Genomic DNA, 14,529 nt, shown 5'->3' with positions numbered 1-14,529 from the left:
CAGCAATAGCGCAGGGAAGGACGAATGTCCCTGCGTATATTCGGCTGGTGATGCCTCGGGTAGTCCATTTTACAGACATAAACCCTGATTTCTTCCTCGGCTCCATAATTCTCGTAATACTCACTCAAATATTCGCTGTCATCGTTGAGCAACGATAGATAATTAATGCTCCAATCGTTTCGATAACTATCATTAGTGCGCAGCGTTCTTGGAGTTGTTTTGTGTTTTCAGACTGCCAACCAAGTCAAAAGAAAGGGGAGGAGAAGGAAATATAGATTTATTGCCCACCATCAGACCTTCCCCTGTATTCACTTGGAGTTAGTCCTACGAATTTTTTGAATTGCCGCATAAAATGTACATCGTTCTCATAACCGCAAATTCCAGAAATATGGCTGATGGCATACGATGTGTTCTTCAGTAAATAAGAGGCATATCCTATTCTGTTAAGGATGATATCGTTAATTACCGATATGCCAAAGATTTGTTTGTACATATGCTGGAAATAAGATCGACTCATATTCATCTTATCCGCCAAGAATTCGACAGTATACCAGGTAGAAGGAGAACTGAAAACATCATTTCTCAGGTTCAGGAACTGATCATAATATTTACTAATCTGATGGTGTGGCTCCAGATGATTTCGAATATCGCTAAGCTTCATGAACAGGCAACGAATGGTATAATCGATGATCTCATTTTGGAAGGTTCCGTTTTGCAGATTCTACCAATGAATATCATTCACTTTTCTGGAAATATAGAAGGGGTCGTATGCTTTGATTAAGGTATCTAGAGGGAGATTCAGCCGTTCAAAAAAAGCATCTGCATCCTCCATTTCAAAGTGGAACCAGTCATGAATCAGAGGTTGTTCGACATCCCGGTAGAAATACGGACTGTTTTTGTTAAAAATAATAAAGGTATTAGGTTCAACAAAAACAGCCTGCGAATGAATCTTAAGCTCCATTTTGCTCCGGAAGAATAAAAAAACGTAATCTCCAGAGCCGTCCGGGCGGTCAACAGTAAAGCCTTCCGGATGAATTACATTATATCCACATCGCTTTAGATGTATCAATGATTCCACTCCTCCAAAAGATAATAGATCAGTCATTGGATAGGATAAATCATTTTCTTTCTCTAAACAAGATAGTAATCTGTGATAGGAAATATAGAGTATACTTCAGTGATCAGAGAGAGGATAGGTACTAAGATGCCCACAGCAGCTACGAAATTTTATATAAAAAACTATCCGAGACCCCAATTTGTACGGAGCCAGTGGCTGGATCTGAACGGGGAGTGGGATTTCAGTTTCGATGATGAGAAAGCCGGCGTTGCAGAACGCTTTATGGACCATTTTCCAACCGCACAAAAAATAAACGTTCCGTTTGCCTATGAAACCCAGGCGAGCGGGATCGGAGAGGAGAAATTCCATGAGCAGATCTGGTATCGCAGAAAACTGACCCTTTCCCCAGAAGCGCAAGGGAAACAAACGATCCTGCATTTCGAAGGCGTGGATTATAAAGCCTCCTGTTGGGTGAACGGTCGTTTTGCGGGGGAGCATGAAGGGGCGTATGCTCGCTTTTCCTTTGATATTACCGACCTGCTTAAGCAAGACGCCGAAAATGAAATTGTGCTGAAAGTGGAAGACAGCGATAGCTGTCTACAGCCTCGGGGCAAACAGCGCTGGTCCGGACGGAATCACGATTCGTTTTATGTGCAGACAACAGGTATTTGGAAAAGCGTCTGGCTCGAACATGTCCATGATACCCGCTTGGATATGGTGAAAATGACACCGGACATTGACCGCCAAATGATTCGGTTTGACTTCCGTTTTAACGGTACAAAAAACAAAAATGATCTCCGGCTGGAGACAGAAATTACCTTTAAAGGCGAAACGGTAAGAAAACTGAGCCTTTCGGTGGACAGAGCCTGGCTGACGGCGGAAACCGGCATGGTGAGCAGCATTAACGGACCTTGGCTGCAAAACTTGTGGTCTCCGGACAATCCAAATCTGTTTGATGTGGAGTTTGTGCTGTATGAAGGAGAACGAGAGATTGACCGGGTGGGCTCTTATTTCGGCATGCGCAAAATCTCGATCAGAGACGGCCAAATCCTGCTGAACAATATTCCCCTTTACCAAAGATTGATTCTGGATCAAGGCTACTGGAGCGAAAGTCATCTGACGCCTCCGTCCGAAGAAGCGCTGATCGAAGATATCGAGGCGATCGCCGAGATGGGCTACAACGGTTTGCGCAAGCATATGAAAATTGAAGACGCTCGGTTCCTATACTGGTGTGATGTCAAAGGTATGCTGGTCTGGTCCGAAATGGCTGCTGCTTTTGAATATAACGATGAGGCTGTGGAGCGTTTTACCAAGGAATGGATTGAGGTTGTGCAGCAGCAATACAATCATCCCTGCATTATTACCTGGGTGCCTTTTAACGAATCTTGGGGCATTCAGAATATTAATCATGACGAACGGCAGCAAAAATTTACGGAAGGTATTTATTATTTGACCAAATCTATCGATCCTTATCGTCCAGTCATTACCAATGATGGATGGGAGCACACCATTTCTGATATTTTGACTCTTCATGATTATGTGGAGCGGGGCGAAGATTTGTACAAAACCTACAAGGATAAAGACTCGATTACGGGTAGCAGCGGTACGTACAACGAGTGGAAATTTGCGTTCGCCCAAGGCTACAGTTATAAAGGGCAACCGATTATCATCAGCGAGTTTGGAGGGATTGCTTTCAAGAGCGAGCATGGCTGGGGTTACGGCAATCTGGTTGATAATGAGGAAGCTTTCCTGGAGCGATTCGGCAGCATAACCAGAGCGATTAAAGCTATTCCGTTTATTTCCGGCTACTGTTATACGCAGATTACGGACGTCCAGCATGAGGTTAACGGCCTGCTTACCGAAGACCGAAAACCGAAAGTGGCGCTGGAAAAGATCAGGGAGATTAATTTGGGGTAGGGAAGCAAGGAAGAAAAAAGTGAAATATGATGACGGCAAGCAGTCCACCCTAAAACAAAGGTGATTGCGAAGCTGCTAATTATACGACTTTTTGATATCATTCCCGACTGAAGACAGCCCCAGGGGAACGACCGATCTGCCCCGGCTACTGACAAATACAGCCCCAAAACAAAAGTGGTCAACTACTTACCTCATAATACGGCGGGGAACGATAGTTGAATAATGTTATAAAGGCAGCTGGTCAAACAATCACCTGCCGTTTTCATTGATGTAACGGGTATTTTAATTGAAGATTAGTTACTATTAACGTAACAAAACTGTCGAGGGACAAGAACATAGTCCCATAGAAGTCGCTAAATTAGCGACTTTTTTTGTTTTATCGCCGAAAAGGACAAGAACATGTTCCGATTACCGATTAGATAAATATCTAACTCATGAAACTGTGGACACAACATACATTAATTTAGAATTGTTGGAATTTGACACAGCTATATTTGAGAAGGATAGAGTCCAAAATAGTGGAGTAGCTGGCAATGGGGGTAGTTGGTACAAATTAAAGGTACGGGGTGAGAGTAGTTATTGGACTGTTACAAAGGAAGGAAAACTACTAAGAAGGCAGAATTCTCGAAAAACAAAGATAGAGTTTCTTACGATGTATAGGGCATGAAATAAATTATTTAAGGGGATGAATCAAATGGCAAAACGAAAAAAAACGGAAAGAGTTATATCAAGCTCCTGTACCCAGTCTAACATTGGTGATCTTGGTCTTGTTAATATGCACTTAAGGGCGTGACACCGATTGCTACTGTGAAAATTGGTGATTTGCCACAAGTTTTTCGTTCACCCAATCGGTATGAAGAATGGGCAATATGAGGATAAATTTAAACTCCTTCACAGGAGCTTGAGCAAAGAGTAGATAAATTACACCCTTGACATGATTTGGTTATTATTCAATAATTATATACAACCAATTACTGGTAATATATCTTTCGTTTCTGTTTAACCATACATCAACTTCGATTGGCTTCATGACACTCCGCTAACACAACTCCAATTTTGACGAAACTAGATTATGCCTATATATAGATTCCTCCATATTAAGACATGATTACTATCCCCTCTGTGGCTTCACCCATAAGCGTACCTACTTGGTTTTGATCTCTACATCGTTGCGCACTATGAATGTCAGCATTCATCAGCAGTTTACATAGCTGATTCTATATAGTAGAGCAGAGTTGCTCACGTTTAATTTCCCCTTCCCACGAAGATTTCTAGCCCGCTTGTCTTTACGCTTCTCACAATGTGATTAGGTATTGTTTTTCATGACTTTGTACGAGTATATAAGCTCTAAGGAGTTTGTATAAATCGGCTTAAAAAGGAGCGGATGCCCGCACGTTAACGGTTATGCACAGCTTTGAGAGGATTATTTTCAAGAGAGGAGGCAGCTCAAAATATCGCGACAAAGATGGTGTCGAAAAACGAAAGGCGCATCATGACCAAACCAAATCATGGGAGGTAATGTGATGATGTTTCAAACCCGTTCGGATTCCCGTTTCATCTTGCGATTCATGCTGATTGGCGGCGGATTGCTGCTCGTATTCGCTTGTATGTTCGCGTTCTCGAAGACCGTGTCAGCTCACGGATATATTAATGATCCGGCCAGCCGCGCGATCCAGTGTAAAAACGGATTGAATACCAACTGCGGCCCGATCATCTATGAGCCTCAGAGCCTGGAGGGGCCGAAAGGGTTTCCTGCTGCCGGACCCCCTGACGGCAAAATCGCCAGCGCCGGCCTTGCCGGCTTCGCTCAGCTTGACCAGCAATCAGCTACGCGCTGGAACAAGGTGAACATGACGAGCGGCACCAACAACTTCACTTGGATTTTTACCGCTCGTCATGCCACGACAAGCTACCGTTATTTCATCACCAAGCCGGATTGGAATCCCAATGCACCTTTGACTCGCGCCCAGTTTGATCTGACTCCGTTCTGCACGATTAACGGGAATGGCCAGCAGCCGCCGGCCACGTTAACCCATTCCTGCAACGTGCCGCAAAGAGACGGTTACAATGTCATCCTCGGCGTATGGGATATCGCGGATACCCAAAATGCCTGGTACATCGTCATCGATGCCCAATTCGGTCCTGGCGACAGCATTGCGCCTACGGCGCCGACTAATTTGGCCGTCAGCAACGTTGGCACAACGACGGCCAAGCTGACTTGGGGGGCCTCGACGGACAACAATGCCGTCACGGGTTATGAGGTGTACAACGGTGTCAATGTCATCGCCACCATACCTGCCAATCAGACGAGCGCCAATCTCACCAATCTATTGGCAGGCACGACTTATAACATAGTTGTGAAGGCGTTCGACGCTTCCGGCAATCGATCGCCGAGCAGCAACAGTGTCCAGTTTACGACCACGCAGTTACCGGTTGACGTGACGCCGCCGACCAATCCGACCGGCCTGCATGTGATGGGCACCCCAACGTCGACATCAGTCACGTTGATGTGGAATGCATCCACAGATGATTCCGGCATCGCTGGTTACCGGATTTACAACGGCAGCACGGTGATCGCTACCGTCACTGGAACGGCAACCGAGAAGGTCATTACCGGTTTGTCGCCGAACTCGCAATATACGTTTACGGTCCGCGCTTACGACCCGTCGAACAATGAATCTGGCGACAGCAATGCCGTGACAGTGTCAACGCCTGACGGGCCGAGTGCAACGCCATGGGCGCCAAATACCGCTTATGAGGTCAATGCACTCGTATCCTATGACGGCAAGGTGTACAAATGCATCCAGTCCCATACCTCCTTGCCGGGTTGGGAGCCGAGTAACGTGCCCGCGCTCTGGCAGCTACAACCGTAAACGCATGCTTTAGATGAGCAGGAAGCCCGCCGCTTGCAAAGAGCGGCGGGCTTATTTTTCATGGTTGATTCAATCGAATAGATTCCATCAATACTCTACCATACTGATACTACCAGTGCGAAATATAAGACTAGAAGGGGGGGAGAATAGGATGAAGGAATTGTTGCCGGGCCGTTCGCCTCCTCCCGAAATGCATTCGGTTCAACGAGAAGGGGGGCGGCAAAGTGCAAACCGCTCCCTGCGATGAGCAATGAGCATCGACTTAAAATAATCAATTAAAATCAACTAAAACTCCATGCTTTGGCATGGAGTTTTAGCTTTCCTTATACAGGGATATCGCATCTGATTAACCTAGCTGCTGCGAACCATTGAACCATACAGATTTGATCGACAAGGTATCCGAAATATTAGTGGTCGGATCACCGTTTACAAGAATAAGATCAGCGCGCGCACCTTCGGTAATACGGCCGCGATCGTGAAGACCAAAGCAACGGGCCGGTTTGATAGTAGCCGACTGAAGAGCTTCGATCGGAGTGAACCCGGCCTTCACCAGCAGTTGCATTTCGTGGTGGACACTGGCCCCATGAGCAAGACCGCCAAGGTTCGGAACGGGAACCGGCGCGACATCCGTCCCTACCAGAATATCAACTCCCGCACGGTGAAGATCCATCACATTCTGAAAGCTATTTTCCATATTACCTTGCGGAAACGTATTGAAGCTTGAGTTCAAAATATCGATCCAGTCCGGACTTAATTTGGAATGAACACGTGGATCATTCGCCAATTCCGATGCCGGATTTCCAATAATCGATGAATTCAACACCAAGCACGGTATAACAAAAGCGCCTGAACCCGCTATGGACTTCACTAAGTCGGATGTGTACTCGGGTCTGTCGATAAACAAATGGCCTAAACCGTCGACTCCAAAATCGATAGCTTCTTGCGATGAAAGAGCCGTCAAGACGTGAGCAATGACCAGCTTATCCAACTTGTGGGCTTCTTTCACGGCTGCTTTTAAAATCTCGTCGCTTAGTACAGGCAGGCCAGGTGCCCCCATGACCGTTCCTTCTTCAATCATGACCTTAATATAGTCGGCTCCATTCTCCACCTGGGTATGCACATGCTTAATCGCTTCTTCCACCGTCGTCACTTGCGGGATTTCTTCGTGATCGTGAGCGTATGCGGCCAACATCGCTTCACGGTCTTCCTCGGATAACTTCTCTAGCTCCTTCAATACGAATTCCGGTATTTCATCTCCATCGGGCAGTAACTCATCTGGGTGTCCACCCGGAGCGCTGATCGCTGTGCCGGCAGAACGGACGTCAGCGACGTCATTTACATTTTTCAACTGAATCTCGCGCCCTCTTTTAGTAAAATCGCCGTTCATTTCGAGTTCTGTTGTAACCCCGAATTTTAAGGCATCTCGTAATCCGCCGATTGAGGTGTGGACATGTGCATCAATCAGACCAGGCATTAGAGTCCCATTTTCTCCATCGATAATCGTTGCATCTGCCGGAAGGTCTCCGCCCACTGAAATAATGGATTCCCCTTTAATGACAACATGTCTGGGTGCAATAATTTGATCTCCATCAAAGATACGTACATTTGTAATCGCCATAACTTGTTCTAACGCAGCATTTTGAGTTATCTTCTCCATTTGAATTCCTCCCAAGTGTTTGTCGTTCAACAATTCGGAGTATAACTGTTAGATAACTAACTGTCAATAAACTAATATTTGTTTGACAAGCCTATAGGATCATTGTATAGTTTAGTTGCTTACAATTAGTTTCCTAACAATCACAAGGGGGGACGATCATGCAATCCCGAAAGGATACGCCTTATCTGGATTTGTTTCAGATTATCGGTCTTAAGTTAAAGAAAAGAGCGGATGAGAGTATAAAAGAACTGGGGTTAAACGCTCAACAAGGAAAAGTAATCGACTATATTTACGAGAACCAACATAATCATATTATTCAAAAGGACCTTGCAGATCGGTTTCATCTGCGTGGGGCCAGCATTACAAGCATGCTTCAAGGTCTAGAGCAAAAAGGGTTCATCGAGCGCAAAATCCCGGCCAATAATGAACGGCAAAAAAATATATATGTATTGCCAAAAGCGATTGAACTGATTGAAGACTTTCAAGACTCATTCCAAAAGGTGGAGGAAGAAATCGTTCAAGTCCTTACCGATGAGGAGAAACAAGTCTTAAAGAAATTGTTGATCAAAATCAATGAGCGCATATAAAGAAGATGATTCCAATGAAGTTATGGAGACATTTTCAAAATATGCTTGTCCCAATTTTATACGCTTACGACGAGGAAAAACATATAGAAGCCAAGGGGGGTCGAGGGACAAGAATATTATCCCATTGGAAGTCGCTAGTTTAGCGGCTTTTTTGTTTTATCGGTACAAGTTCTTATCCCGAGTCGAGGACAAGAACATGAGCCTACCGATTACCGATTAGATAAGTATATCTAACTATGTTTCCATGCAGTTTCATTAAGCTAACAGGCAGGAATGTGACGTTAATGACCGCCCTTTATTCTTTTGCCGCGAAAAAAGGAGCGAACAGCATGGATAGATGGACCTGAAGACCGCAATAAAGCTGCAACTGGGGGGGACTTGCGGTGTCCGGGCTGCGCTTATTCTAAAATGTTGTATAGAAGCCGCCGATCGCGCTAAAATGGCTATAAATGAAACGCTTCAAAAAACCGGAGGCTTCACCGTGACGATTAAAAGGATTGACTTGTCCAGGAATGCGATAGATTTATACGAGCAGAAGCATACGGGCGGACATCTTGTGTCCGAGCACTATCACCAGACGCACCAGCTGCTGTTTGTGCTGGAGGGCGAAGGAGCTATCCGGCTGGGGGGGGAAGTACGGAAGCTGGCGGTCGACAATACGGCGCTGATCGTGCCGTATTCCGTCCACTCGGTCATGTCTGACTCCAGGCTGACCTTGCTAGTGTTGGCGTTTGATGAGGTGGTGCTCGATCCGGATATGAGGGCGCAACTGCTCCACGCCTATTTCCCGGCTTCCTGTCTGATGAAGCCGGGATTGTTTGCTGCGAGCGAACTGCGTCAGCTGCTGAGGAAAATGCTGTTTGAGCAGTCCAGGGAGCTGTCGCCGCTCGTCCGGCTTTCGCTCAAAGTCCAGCTGTCTCAGCTGCTGCTCTTGCTGGTTCGCTCGGCCGGAACGGAGGCCGCCGGAGCGGGCTCCAGCTCCAACAAGCTGCGTGCCGAGAAAATTCGCAGCTATATCGATTCGAAGTATTTTGATCCGCTGACCGCGGGGGACATCGCCTCCAAGCTGGACATCAGCACGCGGCACGTGAACAACATCTTCAAGGAACGGTACAACATGACACCGATGCAATATTTGACCGAGGTACGCATCCGCGTCGCACAGAAGTTGCTGGTGGAAACGGGAAAAGACATTATTTCGATCTGCTTCGAGGTCGGCTACGATTCCGTGTCTACGTTTTACCGGTCGTTCAAAGCGGTCGCCAAGCTGTCGCCAAAAACGTACCGGGAGCTGAACGCGCCAGCGCAAGCTGAGTAGGCAGGGATCCTTCCGTCAAATGGACAGCGAGTGCACAATGTGCGATCAAACGAACAAGATAACGATCAAAGGACGACCGGCCGATTGATTGAAACATATTTTCCCCTTCATCCCCCATCGGATAAGCGCCGGCGGGGGTATTGTTTTTTGCTTGAACAATTCGCTTCCAAAATTGAGAATCGTGTTCCTGTAATCGTAAGAAAAGCGGTTTCGCATCGACTACAATACGGTTATACGAAGCGAAGGGAGCGATGAATGTGGCAGTTCGCAACATCGGCATTATTATGAACGGCGTTACCGGACGGATGGGAACCAACCAGCACTTGATCCGTTCGATTCTTGCGATTCGCAAGCAAGGGGGCGTCGCTCTACCGGACGGAGACGTCATCATGCCCGACCCGATTCTGGTCGGCCGGCAGGAGAGCAAGCTGCAGGCGCTGGCCGCCGCCCACGGCGTCGAACGTTGGAGTACCGATCTTGAAGCATGCCTCGCCGATCCGTACAATGAAATTTATTTCGACAGCCAGACGACGGTGCGCCGCGCCGAAAGCATCAAGCAGGCGATCGCCGCGGGAAAGCATATTTATTGCGAGAAGCCGACGGCCGTCGATCTCGAAGGGGCGCTTGAACTGGCCCGCATCGCCGCTGAGGCCGGGGTGAGAAACGGCGTCGTGCAAGACAAGCTGTTTTTGCCAGGATTGCTCAAGCTGAAACGCTTAAACGACTCTGGCTTCTTCGGGCGTATCCTGTCCGTGCGGATGGAGTTCGGCTATTGGGTGTTCGAGGGCGACTGGCAGCAGGGTCAGCGGCCATCGTGGAACTACCGCAAGGAAGACGGCGGCGGCATTATCGTCGACATGTTTGCACACTGGCGCTATGTTCTCGAGAATTTGTTCGGGGAAGTGAAGGCTGTTTCCTGTCTTGCCGCTACACATATTCCGAAACGTCTGGATGAGCAGGGCGTTCCGTACGATTGTACGGCGGACGATGCGGCGTACGCCATATTTGAGCTGGAAGGCGGCATTATCGTGCAGGCCAACTCGTCCTGGGCGGTGCGCGTAGACCGCGACGATCTGCTCACGGTTACGGTCGACGGCACCGAAGGCAGCGCCGTGGCGGGTTTGCGGGACTGCAAGACGCAGCATCGGGTCAACACGCCGAAGCCTGTATGGAATCCGGACATTCCGAATCCGTTCCAGTTCCGCGACCAATGGGTGCAGGTTCCGGACAACACGTCGTTCGACAACGCGTTCAAGGTGCAATGGGAAATGTTCTTGAAGCATGTCGTCATCGGCACGCCGTTCCCGTGGGATTTGCTCGAAGGTGCGAAGGGCACCCAGCTTGCCGATCTCAGCTTGCAGTCGTGGCAGGAACGCCGCTGGATCGACGTGCCGAAGCTGAGCCTGTAAAAATAAATACTAAAAAAATCGGCTTTTCAGCACCGAGAAGGTTGGATGAAGCTAGGGACTGAGCAACGCAGCGTAGGTGAGCCTACGTGAGTAGCGGAAGGCCCGGCTGAATTCAAGATACGACGTCGAGTAAGCTTCATAGCTATACTTCGTGATCAAAAGCCGATTTTTTAATTACCTCTTAAGGAGGGGAATACAGATGGCCAAATCGTTGCTCCTCCCCCGCGCAGGGGGAGCGTTGTATGAATATACTCCGGGCAAAGCAGGATCGTTCTCCGTGCCGGCCAAGCCGTTTACGGGCCGCATCGCCTTCTCGGCCGCCCATGTCGTCTGCGATCCGTTTGCGGACGCAGATCCGCTGCATCATTCGCAGATTGATTGGAACTCGACGCTCGCCTACCGGCACCATTTGTGGTCGCTCGGTCTGGCCGTGGCGGAAGCGATGGATACCGCGCAGCGCGGGATGGGCCTCGATTGGAACCGCTCGAAGGAGCTTATCCGCGCTTCGATCGCGGAAGCGCGCTCGGTCGGCGGCAAAATCGCCTGTGGCGCAGGAACCGACCATCTGTTTCCGGGACCGTCGGTCACGATCGCCGACGTGGAAGCCGCCTACGAAGAGCAAGTCGGCTTCATCGAAGGCGAGGGCGGTCAAGTCATTCTGATGGCGAGCCGCGCGCTTGTCGCCTGCGCGAAAGGGCCCGAGGATTACGAGCGGGTGTATGGGCGCATTTTGGGACAGGTGAAACAGCCGGTCATTCTGCATTGGCTTGGCGACATGTTCGATCCCGCTCTGGCCGGCTATTGGGGATGCAAGGACGATCTGGACGAGGCGATGGACGTTTGTTTGCGCGTCATTCGGGCAAACGCGGACAAGGTCGACGGGATTAAAATCTCGCTGCTCGATGCCGGTAAAGAAATCAAGATGCGCCGGCTGCTGCCGGAAGGCGTCAAGATGTACACCGGCGACGACTTCAACTACCCGGAACTGATCAAGGGTGATGGGCAGGGCTACAGCCATGCGCTGCTCGGCATATTCGACGCGATCGCGCCGGCCGCCGCCCAGGCGCTTCATGCGCTAGACGCAGGCGATCTGGTCAGTTATGAGGCGATTATGGAGCCTACCGTTGCCTTGTCGCGTCATATTTTCCAGAAGCCGACGTACGCCTACAAGACGGGAATTGTGTTCATGGCCTACTTGAACGGCCGCCAACCGCATTTCCGCATGATCGGGGGAGCGGAGGGATCGCGCTCGATCGTCCATTTGGCCGAGCTGTTCGTGCTTGCCGACAGGGCCGGGCTATTGGCCGATCCGGAGCTTGCCGCCGAACGGATGAAGCCTGTCTTGGCGCTGGCGGGTATTCGGCCGTAATCATTTATAGAGATGTTTGAAATCCGGGAGGGATCAGTATGGAACCGCTTCATTCCATAGACAGACTCAGCTTGAACCAGATTACGACCGATCGGCTGAATATGCGTGAGGCCGTGGAAGCATGCGTTCGCGCCGAAGTGCCTTGGATCGCGCTGTGGCGGCATAAAGTGGCCGAGACCGGCCTGGCCGAGAGCAAGCGGCTTGTGCGGGACGCGGGCCTGCGCGTCTCCAGCCTGTGCCGTGGGGGTTATTTTCCGGCGGCCACCGCGCCTGCGCGCAAAGAGCGGATGGACGACAATCGCCGCGCTGTCGAGGAAGCGGCCGAGCTCGGCACCGATGTGCTCGTGCTCGTTTGCGGACCGGCGCCAGACCGGGATATCGATTTCGCCCGCAAGACGGTCGAAGAAGCGATCGCGGAACTTGTACCGTTCGCCCGCTCGCACGGAGTCAAGCTCGGCATCGAGCCTTTGCACCCGATGTACGCCGCTGAACGCTCCGTCATCAATACGCTGGCGCAAGCCAACACGCTCGCGGAGCAGCACGACCCGCAAGACGTCGGCGTCGTCGTCGATGCGTTCCACGTCTGGTGGGACCCCGAGCTGTACGTGCAAATTGAGCGGGCCAAGGGGCGTATACTCGGCTTCCACGTCTCCGATTGGATCGTGCCGGTACCCGACCTGCTGATGGGCAGAGGGATGATTGGGGACGGCGTTATCGAGTTGCGCCGGATGCGTCATGCCGTTGAAGCGGCTAGTTACGTGGGGGCGATCGAGGTGGAAATCTTCAACCGGCAGGTATGGGATATGCCGGGAGACGAGGCGCTCACGCTCATCAAGGAACGTTATTTGCAGCATGTATGAATTATAAATTTGCAGCTTTGGCGGGCTGGGAGAATCGTTCCCGGCTCGTCAAGGCATAGCTTTGGAGGGAAGGAATGTGAAGATTTGTCGCACCGCGCTGATCGGGATCGGGGGATTCGGCGCTGAACATGTGAATATCATGCAGAAGCTGGTCGAAGAGGGTAGCCTGCAGGTTGCTGCTTTTGCGGAGCCGAATGTCGGCGCTCATCAGGAGTCTTACGGCAAGTTGACCGCGCTTGGGGCCGTCCATTATATGGACTACGTGCAGATGCTCACGCTGCATCCAGATATCGATTTCGTCGTAATCGTCACGCCGATCCCCACCCACAAGCCGATGTGCATCCAGGTGATGCGGATGGGCTTTCACGTGCTGGTGGAGAAGCCCCCGGCGGTAACGATCCAGGACTTGGACGAGATGATCGCGGTGCAGATGGAGACCGGGCGCTTGTGCCAGGTGAACTTCCAGAATACGTCTGGCCAGGCGTTCCGAGCGCTGCTGGAAAGGATCGGCTCCGGTGTGCTCGGGCAGGTGGAGCATGTGGTCGGCATTGGCATGTGGAAACGGCTTCGCTCTTACTACGATCGAACCCGCTGGGCCGGCAAACTGGTCAGCGACGGCCAGCATGTGCTGGACGGGACGTTCAACAATCCGTTCGCCCACTTGCTGCACCATAGCTTGCTGGCGGCCGGAGGAGGCGCCGCAGACTTGTACCCGGAATCGGTGCAGGCCGAGCTTTACCACGTCAATGACATCGAGGGGGACGATGTCTCCTGTATTCGCGCCGTTATGGCTAACGGTGTGAGCGTTCATTTTTACGCCATGCTTTGTCACGAAGTAAGCGAAGTGCCTTCGATTGCCGTGCACGGAACGCGAGGGGAAGCGCATTGGAATTACCAGAACAAGCTGACAATTCGCGCACAGGACGCCGAAGAGGATTTGGCGTTTGGTCCGACCGATTTGATGTGCAGCATGTATCTGAACCTGATGGAAGCGATTGAAACCCCAGGGAAACCACTCTTCTCGCCGCTCAAGGCAAGCCGAAGCTTCGTGCTGGTATCCAACGGCGCCTATGAGTCGGCTCGTGCCGTTCGTGCCATTCCCGGCCGATTCGTGACCGAGCGGGAGGATGGAGATTCCACGGTACGCTTGCTGCCCAGCTTGTCCGAGAAGATGAGAGACGCGGCAGCGAAGCGGCAACTGTACAGTGAATATCGGCTTCCTTGGGCGACGCCGACCCGGCCGTTCCGGATGGAGGGCTACAGCCGATTCGAGCTGCCTGCCACTATGTGCACAAATAACGAAAGACCGACCTATTAGAGGCGTTCCTTCAGGGCTCTTCTTTTTACAATGTCGAGGTTTAATCTAAAGATAAACCATATATCAATATTTTTCCGAGGCAACTCCACTTTTCACTGTTTTTTTGGATTCCAAAACAGTGAAAGATGGGGTTTCTTGTTGCAAGGGGAAGCCGACAATGTTAC

The 14,529-nt window shown here is 50.3% G+C and carries 11 protein-coding genes; 8 read left to right on the top strand and 3 right to left on the bottom strand.

The window, feature by feature from the left end; all coding sequences use genetic code 11:
* Positions 1 to 277: 277 nt before the first annotated feature.
* Together ACOZB4_RS02670 and ACOZB4_RS02665 are read right to left on the bottom strand one after the other, a co-directional pair.
* On the bottom strand, positions 278 to 523 hold the full coding sequence (locus tag ACOZB4_RS02670) for a helix-turn-helix domain-containing protein (RefSeq protein WP_422759475.1): 246 nt from the start codon (positions 521 to 523) through the stop codon (positions 278 to 280).
* 198 nt (positions 524 to 721) lie between these two features.
* Positions 722 to 1,069, bottom strand: a complete 348-nt coding sequence (locus ACOZB4_RS02665) for a hypothetical protein (RefSeq protein WP_379415158.1) — start codon at positions 1,067 to 1,069, stop codon at positions 722 to 724.
* 135 nt (positions 1,070 to 1,204) lie between these two features.
* On the opposite strand from ACOZB4_RS02665, the gene ACOZB4_RS02660 reads away from it, so the two are divergent.
* Both ACOZB4_RS02660 and ACOZB4_RS02655 read left to right on the top strand, forming a co-directional pair.
* Positions 1,205 to 2,974: a glycoside hydrolase family 2 protein gene (locus tag ACOZB4_RS02660; protein ID WP_379415160.1), complete on the top strand. Its 1,770-nt coding sequence runs from the start codon at positions 1,205 to 1,207 to the stop codon at positions 2,972 to 2,974.
* Between the two features lie 1,526 nt (positions 2,975 to 4,500).
* Entirely contained in the window at positions 4,501 to 5,847 is a 1,347-nt protein-coding gene (locus ACOZB4_RS02655) for a lytic polysaccharide monooxygenase (RefSeq protein ID WP_379415254.1), read from the top strand.
* A 346-nt stretch (positions 5,848 to 6,193) separates the two neighbouring features.
* Here the strand turns inward: ACOZB4_RS02655 and ACOZB4_RS02650 are convergent, their stop codons facing one another.
* Complete coding sequence (locus tag ACOZB4_RS02650; protein WP_339290035.1) at positions 6,194 to 7,504, bottom strand: amidohydrolase family protein; 1,311 nt, start codon at positions 7,502 to 7,504, stop codon at positions 6,194 to 6,196.
* A 158-nt stretch (positions 7,505 to 7,662) separates the two neighbouring features.
* Here ACOZB4_RS02650 and ACOZB4_RS02645 point away from each other — a divergent pair, with 158 nt between their 5' ends.
* From ACOZB4_RS02645 to ACOZB4_RS02620, 6 genes are all read left to right on the top strand, one after another.
* Positions 7,663 to 8,091: a MarR family winged helix-turn-helix transcriptional regulator gene (locus tag ACOZB4_RS02645; protein WP_076321391.1), complete on the top strand. Its 429-nt coding sequence runs from the start codon at positions 7,663 to 7,665 to the stop codon at positions 8,089 to 8,091.
* Between the two features lie 481 nt (positions 8,092 to 8,572).
* The gene (locus ACOZB4_RS02640; RefSeq protein ID WP_422759463.1) at positions 8,573 to 9,409 is read left to right on the top strand and encodes an AraC family transcriptional regulator; all 837 of its coding nucleotides are present in this window, start codon (positions 8,573 to 8,575) and stop codon (positions 9,407 to 9,409) included.
* A gap of 257 nt (positions 9,410 to 9,666) precedes the next feature.
* Positions 9,667 to 10,818 carry a Gfo/Idh/MocA family protein gene (locus ACOZB4_RS02635; protein WP_379415166.1) on the top strand — a complete coding sequence of 384 codons (1,152 nt, stop codon included), beginning with the start codon at positions 9,667 to 9,669 and terminating at the stop codon, positions 10,816 to 10,818.
* Between the two features lie 199 nt (positions 10,819 to 11,017).
* The gene (locus ACOZB4_RS02630) at positions 11,018 to 12,187 is read left to right on the top strand and encodes a dihydrodipicolinate synthase family protein (RefSeq protein WP_379415169.1); all 1,170 of its coding nucleotides are present in this window, start codon (positions 11,018 to 11,020) and stop codon (positions 12,185 to 12,187) included.
* Positions 12,188 to 12,225: 38 nt separating this feature from the next.
* A complete protein-coding gene (locus tag ACOZB4_RS02625; protein WP_379415171.1) occupies positions 12,226 to 13,047 on the top strand; it encodes a sugar phosphate isomerase/epimerase family protein in 822 nt (273 codons plus the stop codon).
* A 76-nt stretch (positions 13,048 to 13,123) separates the two neighbouring features.
* Entirely contained in the window at positions 13,124 to 14,365 is a 1,242-nt protein-coding gene (locus ACOZB4_RS02620) for a Gfo/Idh/MocA family protein (protein WP_379415174.1), read from the top strand.
* Positions 14,366 to 14,529 lie beyond the last annotated feature (164 nt).

This window comes from Paenibacillus sp. NPDC058898 (genome assembly GCF_049316025.1).
Taxonomy (GTDB): Bacteria; Bacillota; Bacilli; order Paenibacillales; family Paenibacillaceae; genus Paenibacillus_AQ.
The sequence above is the reverse complement of the archived record's forward strand: the minus strand, read 5'-3'. Positions and strand labels throughout refer to the sequence as shown.